Annotated in this window: 19 protein-coding genes and 2 pseudogenes; 6 read left to right on the top strand and 15 right to left on the bottom strand. The window is 45.8% G+C overall.

Going from position 1 to position 15,595, the window contains the following annotated elements:
* Positions 1-67: 67 nt before the first annotated feature.
* The 4 genes and pseudogenes from SELR_RS14665 to SELR_RS18695 all read right to left on the bottom strand — a co-directional run.
* A complete protein-coding gene (locus tag SELR_RS14665; RefSeq protein ID WP_014430934.1) occupies positions 68-1,078 on the bottom strand; it encodes a macro domain-containing protein in 1,011 nt (336 codons plus the stop codon).
* Between the two features lie 54 nt (positions 1,079-1,132).
* Positions 1,133-2,482, bottom strand: a complete 1,350-nt coding sequence (locus tag SELR_RS17995) for an endonuclease/exonuclease/phosphatase family protein (protein ID WP_050992824.1) — start codon at positions 2,480-2,482, stop codon at positions 1,133-1,135.
* Between the two features lie 39 nt (positions 2,483-2,521).
* A complete protein-coding gene (locus SELR_RS14655) occupies positions 2,522-3,265 on the bottom strand; it encodes a DUF6994 family protein (RefSeq protein WP_014430932.1) in 744 nt (247 codons plus the stop codon).
* A gap of 292 nt (positions 3,266-3,557) precedes the next feature.
* A pseudogene (locus SELR_RS18695) lies at positions 3,558-3,719 on the bottom strand (1-deoxy-D-xylulose-5-phosphate synthase N-terminal domain-containing protein); the annotation flags it as partial.
* Positions 3,720-3,912: 193 nt separating this feature from the next.
* Here SELR_RS18695 and SELR_RS14645 point away from each other — a divergent pair.
* The 3 genes from SELR_RS14645 (at position 3,913) to SELR_RS14635 (ending at position 5,131) form a co-directional block, all read left to right on the top strand.
* Positions 3,913-4,158 (top strand): hypothetical protein, encoded by a 246-nt coding sequence (locus SELR_RS14645; protein WP_014430930.1) that lies wholly within the window; start codon positions 3,913-3,915, stop codon positions 4,156-4,158.
* Between the two features lie 34 nt (positions 4,159-4,192).
* On the top strand, positions 4,193-4,681 hold the full coding sequence (locus SELR_RS14640; RefSeq protein WP_014430929.1) for a C-GCAxxG-C-C family protein: 489 nt from the start codon (positions 4,193-4,195) through the stop codon (positions 4,679-4,681).
* A gap of 78 nt (positions 4,682-4,759) precedes the next feature.
* Positions 4,760-5,131: a MerR family transcriptional regulator gene (locus tag SELR_RS14635; RefSeq protein WP_014430928.1), complete on the top strand. Its 372-nt coding sequence runs from the start codon at positions 4,760-4,762 to the stop codon at positions 5,129-5,131.
* 112 nt (positions 5,132-5,243) lie between these two features.
* Here SELR_RS14635 and SELR_RS14630 read toward each other — a convergent pair whose 3' ends face one another.
* The 9 genes and pseudogenes from SELR_RS14630 to SELR_RS14590 form a co-directional block, all read right to left on the bottom strand.
* A complete protein-coding gene (locus SELR_RS14630) occupies positions 5,244-5,645 on the bottom strand; it encodes a flavodoxin (RefSeq protein WP_014430927.1) in 402 nt (133 codons plus the stop codon).
* A 137-nt stretch (positions 5,646-5,782) separates the two neighbouring features.
* Positions 5,783-6,148 (bottom strand): ACT domain-containing protein, encoded by a 366-nt coding sequence (locus SELR_RS14625; protein ID WP_014430926.1) that lies wholly within the window; start codon positions 6,146-6,148, stop codon positions 5,783-5,785.
* 14 nt (positions 6,149-6,162) lie between these two features.
* Complete coding sequence (locus SELR_RS19155) at positions 6,163-6,285, bottom strand: hypothetical protein (RefSeq protein WP_014430925.1); 123 nt, start codon at positions 6,283-6,285, stop codon at positions 6,163-6,165.
* Between the two features lie 4 nt (positions 6,286-6,289).
* Positions 6,290-6,457 (bottom strand): annotated as a pseudogene (locus tag SELR_RS18485) (HAD hydrolase family protein); the annotation flags it as partial.
* Between the two features lie 16 nt (positions 6,458-6,473).
* Positions 6,474-7,343, bottom strand: a complete 870-nt coding sequence (locus tag SELR_RS14610; protein WP_014430923.1) for a histidinol-phosphatase HisJ family protein — start codon at positions 7,341-7,343, stop codon at positions 6,474-6,476.
* A 14-nt stretch (positions 7,344-7,357) separates the two neighbouring features.
* Entirely contained in the window at positions 7,358-8,533 is a 1,176-nt protein-coding gene (locus SELR_RS14605; RefSeq protein WP_014430922.1) for an MFS transporter, read from the bottom strand.
* Positions 8,530-9,537, bottom strand: a complete 1,008-nt coding sequence (locus SELR_RS14600; RefSeq protein WP_014430921.1) for an ROK family protein — start codon at positions 9,535-9,537, stop codon at positions 8,530-8,532. Before SELR_RS14600 ends, SELR_RS14605 begins: the two co-directional genes overlap by 4 nt.
* 454 nt (positions 9,538-9,991) lie before the next feature.
* Positions 9,992-11,383 carry an ATP-binding protein gene (locus SELR_RS14595; RefSeq protein WP_014430919.1) on the bottom strand — a complete coding sequence of 464 codons (1,392 nt, stop codon included), beginning with the start codon at positions 11,381-11,383 and terminating at the stop codon, positions 9,992-9,994.
* A 197-nt stretch (positions 11,384-11,580) separates the two neighbouring features.
* Positions 11,581-12,126, bottom strand: a complete 546-nt coding sequence (locus tag SELR_RS14590; RefSeq protein WP_014430918.1) for a PadR family transcriptional regulator — start codon at positions 12,124-12,126, stop codon at positions 11,581-11,583.
* 174 nt (positions 12,127-12,300) lie between these two features.
* On the opposite strand from SELR_RS14590, the gene padC reads away from it, so the two are divergent.
* Together padC and SELR_RS14580 are read left to right on the top strand one after the other, a co-directional pair.
* The gene (padC, locus tag SELR_RS14585) at positions 12,301-12,831 is read left to right on the top strand and encodes a phenolic acid decarboxylase (RefSeq protein ID WP_014430917.1); all 531 of its coding nucleotides are present in this window, start codon (positions 12,301-12,303) and stop codon (positions 12,829-12,831) included.
* A gap of 16 nt (positions 12,832-12,847) precedes the next feature.
* Positions 12,848-13,693 (top strand): alpha/beta hydrolase, encoded by an 846-nt coding sequence (locus tag SELR_RS14580; RefSeq protein ID WP_014430916.1) that lies wholly within the window; start codon positions 12,848-12,850, stop codon positions 13,691-13,693.
* A 166-nt stretch (positions 13,694-13,859) separates the two neighbouring features.
* Here SELR_RS14580 and SELR_RS14575 read toward each other — a convergent pair whose 3' ends face one another.
* Positions 13,860-14,117, bottom strand: a complete 258-nt coding sequence (locus SELR_RS14575; RefSeq protein ID WP_080585514.1) for a hypothetical protein — start codon at positions 14,115-14,117, stop codon at positions 13,860-13,862.
* A 27-nt stretch (positions 14,118-14,144) separates the two neighbouring features.
* Complete coding sequence (locus tag SELR_RS14570) at positions 14,145-14,465, bottom strand: AAA family ATPase (protein WP_014430914.1); 321 nt, start codon at positions 14,463-14,465, stop codon at positions 14,145-14,147.
* Between the two features lie 373 nt (positions 14,466-14,838).
* On the opposite strand from SELR_RS14570, the gene SELR_RS14565 reads away from it, so the two are divergent.
* Positions 14,839-15,540, top strand: coding sequence for an IS4 family transposase (locus SELR_RS14565; RefSeq protein WP_488657141.1), 702 nt, complete (start codon positions 14,839-14,841; stop codon positions 15,538-15,540).
* The last annotated feature ends 55 nt before the right edge of the window (positions 15,541-15,595 follow it).

Raw genomic sequence — 15,595 nt, 5'->3', positions numbered from 1 at the left:
CCTTTTCCTTTGATGGTTCTATTCTAGCAAAATCCTACGCTGGTATGGTCGCCTGCTGTGCGACAAATCAACAACCGAGGAGTGGCTGCTCGAAGGCAAAGAGCGTTTCGTTGATGGTGATGATGTCAAACTCTCCATGCTGGATGAAGTACTCCACGATAATATCCGACTTACTGCTACGAGACAGAGCATAGCCTGCCCGTCCGATAAAATCCTTGGTTTCATCCAGATTCAGCTCCAAGGCTACCGCAAAAGCCAATGCTGTTGCCTTACTTGGCTTGTAGGCAGGATTGTTGCGGATTTTCGAGAATAGCTTGCGGTCAACATTGGCTCGCTTATAAACTTCCGGGTCTGTCTTGCCCTTGGCGTCGATAATCCTGAGCAATGCCTCAGAGAAGGTATCGTCAATCTCATCTAGCAAATCTTCCAGAGAACGTTCCTTTGATTTCCCCATCCACTGCGGAATATCGAAAAATCCATCTTCTTGCGCTTCTTCAAAAACCGTGCGCCTTTCCCGCATATCCCCGCGATATTCCTCGGCCAGACGTTTCTCGATGTATCTCTCATCAATGAAACTCTGCACATCCTCAAACAGGCTACTGGAGATTTTGAACGCCTTATGGTCAAACACCACCAGATAGACATCCATATCGTGGTCTGCCAAAAAATCCCTAATAGCCTGAGTTGCCACTGCTATGGCTATCTCCGAGGGGCAGCAAAATACGCCTGCCGAAATAAGCGGAAAGGCTATAGAACTGCAACCATTCTCTGCCGCCAGCTTTAGGGAATTTGCATAGCAATCGGACAACAGTTCCCGCTCCCCATGTCCCCCGTCCTGCCAGACTGGCCCTACTGTGTGGATGACAAACTTGGCATGAAGGCCATAGGCTGGTGTAACCTCTGCCTTACCTGTAGCAATGGCACCGATTTTCTTCCGTGCCACCAGCAGCTCTGCTCCTGCCGCCTTGTGTATCGCCCGGTCAACGCCCCCACCCACTATTGGCTTTGGGTTCGCCGTATTTACAATGGCATCAACCTGCATTTTCGTTATGTCGTTACGTACGATTTCTAATGGCATTATGCTCTCCCTTCATAGCTGTGCCGTTTGGTCATCACAAGATAGACTCTTACCTCAATCAAAATTCGAGAAACAGACTATGGTTCCGTCCTTTAATTGCTGAATGCCAAATTGTATCATGTCACCTGCATGACATCCTATATTTTGGTCAGGCTCATTTAGCAGAATGCCAGCTAATCCAGGCTCAGCAATTTTCTCAACTCTTACCCAGCATCCTTCAGGCTTGCAACCTTCCTTGAACAAATATACCAAAACATCATCGGGGTACTCCGCACTCCGACAAGTGTCCAAGAATGTCATGTCACGAATTTTTTCTATATCTTCTGATGATGTATACCCCTTCAGCATTTCTATTTTCTCACGGTACTGAGGCGTATACTCTTCGTTGTTATCAGCATTGTAAAATATACAGTCTTTCACTGCTCCTACCCTGATGAATGAGCGTATATCGTTGTTTCCATTTTCAAATTCAAATCCATCTCCACTTTTATTGCCTAGCGATAAAATCTCAAGAGTAAGACCAGCAGTATGGTCAATATACCCATAAACCAGGGCATACTCTGCGTTATTTGCTCCAGGGAATTCATTAGCAGCACATTTTAGCCGCTCTGTTAATTGCAAAATAGTGAAGTTGCGATATAAGCCACGAAAACCCATCTCACTAAGATTCATACCGAACGCCTCCGCTCTCATATCTGAATTGAGCTTAATTTCAGCGACAATTCCTTTGTGATCTGACAGTGATTTATCCAAATTCCACTCCGTTATAGTGACATTACCGACACCTAAAAAATTCCGTGATATAGCAATATGATCGATACACTCCTGCTGACTTCCCGTGAGCAGGGAGATTTTGTTACGAGTTAAAGATGCCCTGAGTGTCTCCCTGCCAAAGTTCGTAAAATAATAGTTATCGGCAAAAGAACAGTTAAAATCCCCGCAGATGCATATATCCCCCAATTTTGACAAACGCTCAAAATCGCCTACTTGCTGAAGCAAGTCCTGCTTGAACGACTCATCCCGGTTGCCGATGATACCGATAATTGTGCCATACACCAGTAAATTCCCGGCTTCGGTCTCTAATTCGATGCATAAGGCAGTATATCTGTCATAAGTTTCATATTGCATGGCACATGGATAGTTAGTATAGATAGACACCCTATTTTCCGTAGCTGCGTATACATTAGCTACGGCATAATCCTTATAACGCCCCGGCATATGATAGTCGGCTGGTGCTCCATGTAATTTTTGGGTATGGAAACTATAACGATAATTTGGTTTTATGCGCTCATCGGTTTCAGTAAGCACAAGGATATCAGCTTGAACGGCCTCAATGGCAGAAATCATTTTATCAAGGGAAGTTTGATGTTTTAGTCGCTCTACATTCCATGTTGCTATTTTCATCATCGCACATCCTAATCCATTGTTACCATCAGAAAAGCCTCATGCTACCGCCGCCTTTATCCTGCCATTACGCTTTTCCACGAAATCCAGCTCAGCTGCAATCCAGGCCAAATATTCCTCAACTGTCTGCGGTAAGGGTTGATCAGTAAAGCTACCATCCCCCAGCCAAAACCGTACCTTCTTGTAATCTTCCGTCACACAGTCCTGCAAGTAAAAGAAGTCCACGTATCCCTTGAAGTCATTAAATAGTGCGAAGAAGTCACGGTCCCGCTCCATCACATCGGACAGCGGACTGGCTTCACCATTATAAAATCTACGGATACACTCCAGCGTCAAATCCCAGCGGTCGCGTATCTGTTTATCAGTACCCCGGCGTTGATTCATACTGTCATGATGCTTGGGGAAGATTATCATTCCACCAATGGTATACGTCTTATGCAGAAAATCTTCCATGAATGTTTGGTAATCAGGCATAGACCGTTTAACTGCCTCAATGACACTCCTATTGTCCCGATAACGAAAACTGGCCAGTATAGAATCACTACCGAAGCGCATACCACGCCAATTCAGATACATGTGGCCTGTTCCTCGCAACAGCTCAAAAGCTTCACCATTAGGCAATGTCCTGCTCCATAACAGCTGATGATATCTTTGAAGTGTAGAGCTGCAAGCATCCGGGTCACATGCTCCTGCCCCCAGTCCTTCATTCCGGTCCCAAAAACCATCCCAATAGCCAGGAGAATCCTTGGTGAAATCAAATGTCACATCGATTTTTCCTGCCACATAGCGCCACCTCCATCTACTTAGTTCTTTCATACAAATTCGTCAACAGTCTGCTCTATTCCTTTATTGCAGGCTATTTTGCATACCCTGCAAACACCCCTCTACTGCGTATCTACACACTACAAACGGGCATTTTCAGCCATGCACCCCCTCCAAACCACAAACTCTAAATTCTGGCATGCATTAGCCGCTCCCAGCCTATAAGCATATTCTCCACAACGCAAAAATCCCTCGAAGCCCTTATTTTATAGGGTTTCGAGGGATTTCTCTTGTCGTATGCTTGTATCAATTCCGCTATGATTTTGTCCACAATGCCGAAATCGGGGCCGAAGTGGCCGCCGTGGAGGCTGGCTCTTTTCAGCATGACATCCCGCATCTCCTGAGCCAGTGCCTTACGCTGTTCCGGGGAAAAACCTTTGATATCCTGGGGACTATTGACTTTCTCTAAATACATGAAATTGCTCCTTACTTTATCTTACAAACATTCTTCGTTCAGCTGATGTTTGTAAGTCTATACCCTTGAGTGAACTTCAAGTCAATACCTGTGATAAAAATATTTCCACTAGATTTTACTTGCCATAATTTGCCATATCCTCTAAAATATAGATATAAAGGGTGGGATATCCCACATGAAAGGAGAAATCATCATGGAAGCATCAGTAGTCGTTGATTATACGGCACACCTTGATGCCAAGCACCGCTTGACATTACGTGGAGCCAAATATGATTATTACCAAGTTAAAGAGTATGAAAATGGCTGCATTGTCCTTGAACCAAGAGAATTAGTGGTTCCAAAGGAGATTTCCAAGAAAGCCCTTGCCATGATGGATGAATCCATCCGCAACTACAAAGCTGACAAGGTTTCGGAACCAATTGATTTGATGGGTTTTTGACCATGAGTTTTTTGTTTACATGGAGGTCAATTCAATGACTATTGAACAGTCAATTCGTGCCCAAAAAGCAAAAGAAAATTTCAATTCCGGCTACAACTGCTCCCAGTCTGTGCTGCTGGCCTATGAGGACTATTTGCAGGCAAAGGGATTGGAGCCCAAGACTGTTTTACGAATGGCTTCACCAATGGGAGGCGGCATCAGCCGTCTCCGTGAAGTCTGCGGTGCAGTTTCAGCCCTATGCCTGTTGATAGGATTAACGGACGGCTACGACACACCTGACGATGAAAAGAAAAAAGCCTTGTACAGCAAAGTCCAGGAACTTGTCCTGCAGTTCCAAGATTGCAAAGGCTCCATCATCTGCCGCGAATTATTGGGCTTAGAGCAAAAGCATGACCAGCCTACACCGTCCAAACGTACGAAGGAATATTATGCGGAACGCCCCTGTGCCGATTTATGTGCAACGGCAGCTGCTATTTTCGAGGAAAATTACCACCAGGAGCTACCTAAAGTGCCAGAAACCTAAAAAGTTCTTGACTTGGAGTGGACTCCAACTGTTACACTTAATCCATGATATGAGTTTCCCCACAACGAGGTGAGAAATATGACCATCAAGGAAGTAAGTAAGAAATACGATTTGTCTGCAGACACCATCCGCTATTATGAACGGATTGGCCTTATCCCCCATGTCCCCCGTAAAGAAAACGGCATCCGGGACTTTGACGAGACCGCCTGCGGTTGGGTAGAATTTGCCAAATGTATGCGTGGTGCCGGGGTGCAGGTAGAAGCCCTCATTGACTACGTCAACCTGTTCTTTCAGGAAGGCACCGAAGCAGCCCGCAAGGATATTCTGGTAGAGCAGCGTGCCCTGCTTCAGGAACAGATGGAACAGCTGCAAGCCACCATGAAGCGGCTGGACTACAAGATTTCCCATTACGATGAAATTCTCAAGTGCTCGGAAAAACTCAAATCATAATCCCCATTTCCCTATTCCCTAATAACCCCAAGTGCAAGAAAACTGGTGCCCGCCGTAAGGTTAGCACCAGTTTTCTTTTTACATCAAAATCCTAAGCCATTGAACCAACTCTTTATCTCATCTGCCGAAGCCTGAGGGCTGAAGAGCTTGCCTGGCTTCCACTGAGCCTTGCCCTTGGCGATTTTTCCAGATAACCGGCACTGGAGCCGATATCACTGCCACCGGAGGTACAGATGGCAGTGATTTTTTTGTTTGTGAAATCATAGCTTTCCACGAAGGTGTCCATAATACGGGAAGCCTGTCCCCACCAGATGGGATAAGCCAGCACTATGGTTTCGTAGTCGGCAATCTTAGCATTCTTATCGGCCAGAGCCGGATGGGCCTTATCGTCCTTCTGTTCCACCGTGGCCCGGGTGGTTTCATCGTTGTAGTTCAAATCCTGGGAAGTGTAGGGTTGCTCTGGCCGTATTTCGTAAAGGTCAGCCCCCAAAGCCTTGGCTGTGGTTTCTGCCAAGGTTTTCGTATGCCGCTGACTTTCAGAAAATCTCTCCTGTTCATGGCTACGCCCCTCTACTCATTGTTTGGTTATAGTCTACGCTTTGGAGTTTGCTCTAAGTCAAGAGAAAATATAGTGTAGTCATTCTCAAATGACTACACTATGTTGTATCCGTTTTTCTCCAAAGCCATCAATGCCGCGTCAAAATTCTCCTCTTTGACCAGAATATAATCTGTGTTGTAGGTCGATACCGCAAATATGCCTATCTTGTTTTCAGCCAGGATGGATGATATTTTCGACAAAATTCCTATCAGCGAAAAATCAAGGGTTCCCTGTATGCGAAAAGCCCGCCAGCCATCGTCACGCTCCAGCGTTTTCGTTGGGGTATCTTCGGTCTTACATACAAGAGATATCTCCTCATCGGTCTTGCCAATGAAATAGAACTCCTGATTCAGGTCAATAGCTGCCGTCGATTTGAGCTTGCAGACCGTCAGCTGTCCTTCTATTCTTTTCAAGTCCATATTCTTCACCGTCCTTATGACTCATTCACCAGTTTGCCCGTCATGTGCTCAATGCTCATCTCCAGGCATTGCACCCGTGGCAGGGCATGTTTCAGTTCCTTCTCCAGATATTCCTTATCGTCCGTGAATTTACGCACCAGATATATCCCAAATTTCCTGATAAACCTCTGCCCGGCTACGGCCCGTGCTGATATATACCTTGTGCCCGTTGGCTCTGGCCTTGCGGATAACATCCACTGCCGAGGTCGGCAAAACATTGTCATAATCCACCAACGTACCATCTACATCAATAAAGATAATCTTGCTCATGCCATCAACTCCATTTTCACAACAATTTATGCCCCACAGACTCCATATTCTTAAACGTGTAGATTTCCTTCATGCCAATCTCATCCCGCAGGATAGCCCTGGCATCTTCCATATGGTCAGCCAGATATTTGGTTGAATGGGCATCGGAGCCAATGGTGATGATTTTCCCTCCCAAATCCTTGTAGAGCCGCAAAATATCACGGGCTGGCATGGTATCATCAAGGCCATAATGCCAGGAGGATGTGTTGAGTTCGATGCCCTTGCCATCTGCGATGGCCAGTTTCAGGATTTCCGCCACCATATCCCGGACTGCAGCAAAGGGATATTTCCCCTGCTTGTCATAACGGCTGATAAGATTCAGATGGGCCAGCACCGAGTAGTGCTTGAACTTCTTCATCACATCGTACATTTCCTGATAATACCGCTCGTTATACTCCCGCTGGCTACGGCCCTGCTGAAATTCCTGATTCCAGAATTCCTTATTCTCCACCTGATGGATGGAGAGCAGCACAAAGTCCAGCTTGTCCGCGTATTTCGCAAACAAAGCCTCGTACTTTGGGATAGTGCCAACCTGTACCCCAAATTCCAAACCGCAACGCAAATCGATTTCTTTCGCAAACTCTGCCTTAACACGGCTGAAATTTTCAAAGTATTGGGGATAATCCACGTTGGCCAGGGGTTGCAGTTCCTCTGCCGCCAAACCGATACCATCGCCACCGCGATACTCAATATCGCCCTCGTCCCAATCCTTCTTGATGCCATAATCCACATGGTCGGTAAAGCACATTACCTTCAGTCCCAGGGAAATAGCTTTTTTCGCCTGCTCCTCCATTGGTTCACGGGAATCATCGCTGAAATCCGTATGCACATGATAATCCGCCAACATAAGAAACTCCCCCTCTACAAAACTTTCTTATAAACATAAGCCGCAATAATGGCCTGAACCGCCACCAAAGCAGCCAATAAACCAAAGGCCGCATAAAGGCTGGTCTGATGAGCCAAAAAGCCAATGGCCGCAGGCCCCATCAAGATTCCCAGATATCCCAGAGTGCTTACCGCCGGTACTGCCATACTTATTGGCATATCCTTCTGTTTGCCTAACAGGGAAAAGAACACCGGCACAATATTGGCACTGCCAATGCCAATGGCAAAGAAGCCTGCATATAAGAGCAGCTGGCTCGGAGCAAAAATCACCATCAGAAAGCCCAAGAAAGCCAGCAGACTTCCTCCCAGCACCACAGGCTTCTGACCCAGCTTCTGTACCGTAGCATCCCCCAGTAGCCGCATGATAAGCATAGCCGCAGAAAAGACCGTAAAGCCCGTACCAGCCAGAGACATATCAAAACCTCTGACAGAGGTCAGGAATACACCGCTCCAATCCATGATGGCCCCTTCCACCAGGAAAGCAATGCAGGCCACAACGCCCACAAAAGTTACAATTCCCTTAGGCACAGCCACCATAGCCCCACCGCCTTCACCCCCAAATGGCAGCAAATGGCGGGAAAAAATGGACAAGGTTGCCAGCATTATACCGGTTGCAATGCAGGTGGAAATAAAGGGCGTCAGCCCCAAAGTACCAACCCAGATGCCAAAGAGCCCAGCCCCGGCAAAACCTCCCACGCTCCACAGGGCATGCATGCCAGACATCAAACGGCGTTTAGCAGCCTTTTCCACCAATACGGCCTGAATATTTGCCACTACATCAATACAGCCCATCATGGCTCCAAAAACAAGCAGGGAAACCACCGCCAAAACCATACTGTCCACCAAGCATAATGCCAGCAAAAACAAAGCAAAGAAAGTGCCCGCTAAAGTCAGCGTCTTCCGACAGCCAAAACGCACAGCGGCTGCCCCGGAAAGCGGCATGGTCAAAAGGGAGCCAATGCCGATGCACAGCAGCAGCATCCCCAGTACATCCTCGCCAATGGCCAACCGTTCCCTAAGCAGGGGAACCAAGGGAGCCCAGGAAGCTGCCCCAAAACCGCCAACGAAAAACAAAGCTCTGGTGGAATGCTGCCGCATTTTCCCCGCCGCATACCTTTCCTTGGCCTTTGACCTTTCCAAATCCTGATTCATGAATCCTCTCCTGTCTTTCCCAACGATTCCAGAAACTTACCCGCCAAAGCATGTACTCCACGCCGATAATCCTCCCGCAAAGGCCTTCCCAGAATAAGGTCCGGCATAAAACGCTCCGGCAAGGAAACGGCACACATGCTTCTGATTTCCGCCTCCATGCAAGGTATTATCCCCTCATGATACAGCACGATGCGATGGGGATTCCAGAAACGGACAAAGCTGACTATTTTTTCCGCTACCTGCTCCACAGTAATCTCCTTAGGCACGCAGGTGCTGCGGTCAAAAGCACAGGAGATTTCTCCCGCCAGTCCATCCCGCCCCTTATAAAGATTGCCATTCAGCAGTATGCCTGCCCCTGGCGGGTAATTACGTGGCCAGTAGATGCCTACCACAGTTTCCTGCCTTACTGCCTGACCCAAGACCATGCCATACCCAGACACAGCTGCATTTATGTCATTAACCAGATAAATCGGCAGCCCGGTAGAAGCTTCCAGCTGTTCCCGCAACCGCAGGCCTTTCAAGGCTGGATAGTCTATAACAGCCATTACACCATCCACTTCCACTCCTGGAAGCCCCATCATCACCAGAGCCAGCTGAGGATAGTTTTCCTGATACCGCCTGATAGTCTCCAATAAAAGTTCCTGGGATACCTCATGGCAGGCAACCTTCTCGGAAGAAACGATATCCCCCAGAAGATTTTCTACCCCCAGCTCCATTCTGTTTTCCCCCGCCTCCTCGTAAAAGCACATGACAAGGGCCAGCAGCCGGTCGGCCAGATAACGGTACTGCCGGGCAGGGCGTCCCCCTTCCTCAGAGGCAGAGGGAAGGAAATCCTCCATGAGTTCAACTTCACCATGCTCCTGCAGGATTTTCACCAGCGTATTTACCGTCATAACGCTTAAGCCCGTATGCTCAGCCAGCTGCGGCTTGGTAGCCTGCCTCATTGACCGCAGGGCACTGCGTATCTTTTTCAGATTGTGATTACGCACATCTTTCCTGTTCATAATAAACTCCCATATGTTTATATAGTTATTTGATAAACCTATTATATAAACATTTTGCTGTTCTTGTCAATGCACAATAAAAATGTTTGCTTGCTACTCAAAACACCATTTTCCAGCAAAAAACAGCCCCCTGAAGCAATGTCATTAAGTTAGAGTCCATAATGCGGCCACGCAGACCACGGCAGTTTACACCTGCATCCGCATTCTGGCGGAGTCCATCGCAGTAGGCGGCAATTTTGAAAAGATTTCCGAATGCATATAGTCTCCTTTGGCAGCCCGGGCATAGAAAAAAGCCCGGGCCTGCGAAAAAATCACAGAATCCGGGCTCACCCGACACCTTATCCGACAGGCGGCCTGCAGGAAAATCTCCCTGCTATCCCCCCGTGCTACGGCATACTGTCCTCCGATGACCAATATATTTGTCTGTATCTTACCATCAGTATGAAAACGTGTCTTATGTATTATACAAATCATCTAAGGTATATTTGACAACATCTGACCGTGTAAAGTCTTCATAGCCTGACCTTGAAAAGAACCCATATTGATAGCAGTACAGCCCCGTGTCATTAACCTGTCTTATTTCTTCCTCAATCATGGCCGCAGTAACAGGAGTTTCCCTAAATTTTGCTTCATAAAAAGCATAACCTCGGTCGTCTTTTGTTACTACGTCAAATTCACCATTCTTGTGCTCCTTGGGCAGGTCGTAATAATACTTCCCTATAGCTTCAAATGGCTCTGCCATATCTCCCTGTTGATTTTTAAGTATAAGGAACTGCTTGCAAATATCCTCGAATCTCTTGGGAACATATGTCTGTTCAAAATCCTTTTCAATGTAACGTTCGTAGAATACTTCCGGGTTCATTATACGCCGCTGTGAGGCATACCGAAATACATATTTATAGTAGAAACTTGACATATTGTCGCTGATATAATACCCAGTTTTCTTCTTGTTATTCGAATCATTGATTGGTGCTTCTTTCTCCACCATGTCCATATTTATAAGCTTTTCCAGCACCTTGGATAAGGTAGGACTGTTTGTTATATGAGATTGCGATAAAATATCACTAAAACGGGTAAAGCCTCTTGTTAAAGCCTCAAACACCTCGTTGGCATTGGTGATTTTGGACAGTTCTGCGTTCAAATACATAGAAACTTCATCTTCCAACCGTGAACCAGGCAGAGTTAGGAGCTCCATAATATTTTCTTTTACCGACAGTTCTTCATCTATAAGGCTGTTATAGTAGGGAATACCACCAAAAACGCTGTAAAGCCTCACTTTATCTTCATTGGAAAACGACGGATAGAACTTGGCCGACTCCAGATAATTCATCGGCTTCAGATTCAGTACCAAAGATACTCGCCCATATAAAGGATTATGTCTCAGCAACAGCTTTTTCATCGTTTCCACAAAGGAGCCACATATTATAAGCTTCATTTGTGATTTGCTCATATATCGGTCTATAAGGGATTGTAGAATACTGTCCAATCCTGTTACCGTTTTCTGCAAGTAGGGGTATTCATCCAATACTAGGATTATCTTCTTCTCACATGCCTGCTTGAACATAAATTCCAGTAGCTCTTCTATGCCAGAAAAAGCCAGTGGAGGAAGAGAAAACTTCTCGGATATCAATGTGGACAAGGAACTAACATTATTCAGTTCTGTCGTCTGCTTGCACTCATAGTATACTGCATCATGGTTATATTTCTGAATAAAGTGCTTTATCAATTCACTTTTTCCTACACGACGGCGGCCATAAATCAGTGCTACATTCTGTTTTTTACTGCTGTACATCTTGTCCAGCTTGGTCAACTCGCGTTCTCTTCCCACGAAAGCATCGTTATACAATTTTACTCACCTCTTTTTTAGTAATTTACATATTACTAAACTAAGTATATCAAAACAGAACCACTTTTACAAATACAAAAGATGGACAGTGCAGCCATCGATGATATCATATTATTATCATGGAAATCAACTAAGGATAAAGCCCCTCTTGCTGAGTGACAGACATTCAACGAGAGAGGCTTTATTCTAATACAATATCATTGAGGAAGGTGGGCCTGCTCCTCACGCAGCCATTGAAGACGCTGCTTTTCCCTGTTGATTGCCTGCCGCAATATCAGCGAATGACCATAGTGTTTCGCCTGTTCCTCTTCTGCTGTAAACAAAGTTTCCCACCGCGACTCCAGATATTGCAGCTTTTCCTCATGGCGGGCAATCTCCTGGGCGAATATCTGTTTTACCAGGGGGTTCTTTGCATCATTCAGCAAATACAGCTTCATGGAAAATTCATCTCTGGTTGGCGGCAGGGCATTTAAAGGCTCACTCAGCCACCCTGACAGCTCCTCTTCACCCTGTGGCAGGATTCGATAGTATGTCTTGGTCATTTTCTGCCCTACTGTATCCTCATAGGATGCAATCAGGCCGCTATCTTCCATCTTTTTCAGCTCCGGGTAAATCTGGCTATGGTTGGAATACCAAAAATCTCCCAACTCACCCTCAAAAAGTTTCTTGATATCATAACCTGTTAAATTTCCATGGGACAACAAGCCTAATACCACGTATTTAAGAACATTCTTCTGTGCCATCACGATTTCCTCCGCTTCCGTTTTTTCCATTATATCATGACACGAGAAAAAAGATGTAATTATTTACATATTTTTTTTCTTGACAATCTTCTGTGCCAGGTTTAATATAAAAGCACAAAGGAAATGTGTATTTAATTACATGTTTATAGATACATAAAAAGGGAGTGCTTACTTATGAAATTCAAAGACCTTAGCGATTTTCTCGGAACCCATTTTATCTACACCTATGACAATGGCTGGGAATACGAATGGTATGCCAAAAATGACCATACGGTAGACTACCGCATCCATGGCGGCATGGTGGCAGGCCGCTGGGTAAAAGACCAGAAAGCAGATATTGTCAAACTGACCGACGGCGTATTCAAAGTTACCTGGACGGAGCCCACTGGTACAGATGTGGCCTTGGACTTCATGCCCAACGAAAACAAGATGCACGGCACCATCTTCTTCCCCAAATGGGTGCAGGACCATCCTGAAATCACTGTCTGCTTCCAAAATGAACATATCGACCTTATGCACGAATCCCGGGATAAATACGAGAATTATCCCAAGTATCTGGTGCCTGAGTTTGCCAAAATCACCTATATCGGCAAGGCCGGCCTTGATAATGAAGATGTCATTGCCGAAGCTCCTTATGAAGGAATGACCAATGAGATCCGTGAAGGTCGCTACTTTGATGCCAACTACAGCCGTCTGAAAAAATGATTTTGGAGATAGAAGCATGAAAATTTTTAAGCTGAAAAAACTTATTACCGCTTCGCTGTTGACCATGGGGCTGATGACCATCGGCACGGGAGTAAGCTTTGCCCAAAGTAAGGATTTAATCATTCAGGGCGACCATGGCAAACTTGCCGCCGTACTTCAGACTCCTGATGGAGCCAAGAAGTACCCTCTAGTTATTGTCTGCCACGGTTTTACCTCTAACAAAGATACGAAACTGATGCAGACTTTGGCCAATGACCTGGAAAAGGAAGGTATTGCCACGCTGCGTTTTGATTTCAACGGCCATGGCAAAAGCGAAGGCCGCTTCCAGGATATGACGGTGCTCAATGAAATCGAAGACGCCAAGAAAGTCTACGACTATGCAGCCAAGCTTCCTAACGTCACTTCCATTTCCCTGGCAGGCCATTCCCAAGGCGGCGTTGTGGCCAGCATGACCGCAGGCCTTCTGGGCACCGATAAGGTCAAAAGCCTGGCCCTGATGGCCCCGGCAGCTGTACTGCGTGAGGATGCTATTCGCGGAGACTGCCAGGGGTCCCGCTATGACGCCAACAATGTCCCCGAGACCATCCCCATCAAAAAAGGCCTGACCTTGGGCAGAAATTATGTGCTTACAGCTCAGACTCTGCCTATCTATGAAACAGCTGTCAGATACCAGGGCCCTGCCTTCATGATTCACGGCACCGGGGATGTTATCGCTCCCTACACTTACAGCCAGCGTTATCACAGGATTTACTTCAACGGCCAGCTGAAGCTGGTTCCCGGAGAAGACCATGGCTTTACCCATGATACTCAAGGAGCCTGCCAGGCAGTGACGGACTACTTTGTCGCACAACTGAAGAAATAAGTGCACCACAAACAGGCTATTGCAACGTATCTTCGCTTGCAATAGCCTGTTTTTCATTTCGCTACAGTTTGCGTCATAGAAAGGCTTCTGATGCATTTGTCAGCGGCCACTCAGTGTCGACCAACGACCAGAAGTTAAGCTTTTAGTGACCCATGAGTTGTAAGTCTTAGACAAATTTACGTCCTTCGCCCCAAGCCTTTCCTACCTTTTCTCCCAGAGAAAAATAACTGTTACTGAACGAATCATAAAAAATCAGCCCGTTTTTTGCTGCGTCCAGCCTCCCCTGCTCATTCAGTACGAATTCATCTGCTGCCACATTGACAATCCTTGCCAGTACCGTGGTAAAGTTCGTACCTTCCACGATTTCCGCCAGCCTGCATTCAATGACCACGGGACTCCAGAAGGTTATCAAACATCTGGTCATAGACCTGATGCAAAAGCTCTGACAGCTTCACAAAAAAAACACAGGACGGCTGCCCTGTTCAGCCATATACCGCTCTCCGGCTCTCTCAATGTCCAGACCGGCAAAAAGTCCCCGATTCTTTTCCTTATTTTCCACAGTAAAGAAATATCTCAGCATAGATAGGTTCAAGGTTTTTCCAAATCGTCTGGGACGAGTGATAAGAGTTACCTTGCTATGGCCGTCCAAAATTTCTTTGATAAATCGAGTCTTATCGACAAAGCAATATTTTTTTGTCACAATCTCCCGAAAATCGTCCACACCTATAGGCATAGTATTGCTTTCGGTTATTATGCTCATGTCTGCCACCATCCTTGCCCTCTGCCGAGTTCTACTCTTTTTTATTATCTTACTAATCTTTAGTGAAATAAAGTAAATTCAACAAACGAATATTCTTTATCTCACTAAAGTAAAATTTATGATACATACTAGGGCGTGTTGAAAAACTCAATAACTCAAACTTCGCAGTTGTAAAACTGTCCAATAATTATTAAATCAGATTTTCTAAAATAAAATAGCATAAGCCGTCTCCGTTTTGTATAATGAAAGTGCCTAAACTATCACAACATAAACGGAGGGCTTATGCCATGAATATTGTAGCACATAATCATCAATCTCGTGAACTCCTTTCCTCGAAAATTTCTCATTTTCTTGAAGAATTCCATGTAGGACGGATTCTTAAAGCCTGCAATGCATACAAGGTACGCGGCTTTCGATCAAAGACGTATTTCAGGTAGCTTTTGAAAATGCCTTCAGCAGTAAATCATTCTTCCAAAAGCAGCGAGAATCTTCAACGTCTATCCCTTTTGCTAAGGATACCTTTTACCGATTTATGAATTCCAGCAGCATCAACTGGTGCAAATTCACATTACAGCTATCCTCGGCAATTATCCAGAAGATTGAACCACTCACCAACGAGAAGCGTCGCAATGTACTTATCATCGACGATTCTCTTTTCAGCCGGGCACGCGCGAAAAAGGTAGAACTGCTGGCTAAGGTCTATGACCATGTAGAGCATAAATATACCAAAGGTTTCCGTATGTTAACGCTTGGCTGGAGTGATGGGAATTCCTTTCTGCCGTTGAGTCAGTGCCTGTTATCTTCCGCAGAACGTGAAAACCGACTGCAGGAAGCATCTTCAGATATTGATGCGAGAAGCAATGGGGGCAAACTGCGTAAACTGGCGCAGACCAAGGCTACCAGTGTGATGCTGACTTTACTGAAGGAGGCGAAAGACGCTGATATTCCAGCAAAGTATGTCCTCTTTGACACATGGTTCTGTTCTCCGGAGGCAATTTTCCTTGAAAAAGAACTAAATGCCATGCTGGATTCCTTTTTGGAAAATCTGTCTGATTTATGGCACAATTGCCTGAACCGATGTGCATGAGGTTGCCTTTTTAGCTGTCAGTTACCTATGCTACGCCTGATAGAAGGCTTGTTTC

This window comes from Selenomonas ruminantium subsp. lactilytica TAM6421 (assembly GCF_000284095.1).
Lineage (GTDB): Bacteria > Bacillota > Negativicutes > Selenomonadales > Selenomonadaceae > Selenomonas_A > Selenomonas_A lactilytica.
The sequence above is the reverse complement of the archived record's forward strand: the minus strand, read 5'-3'. Positions and strand labels throughout refer to the sequence as shown.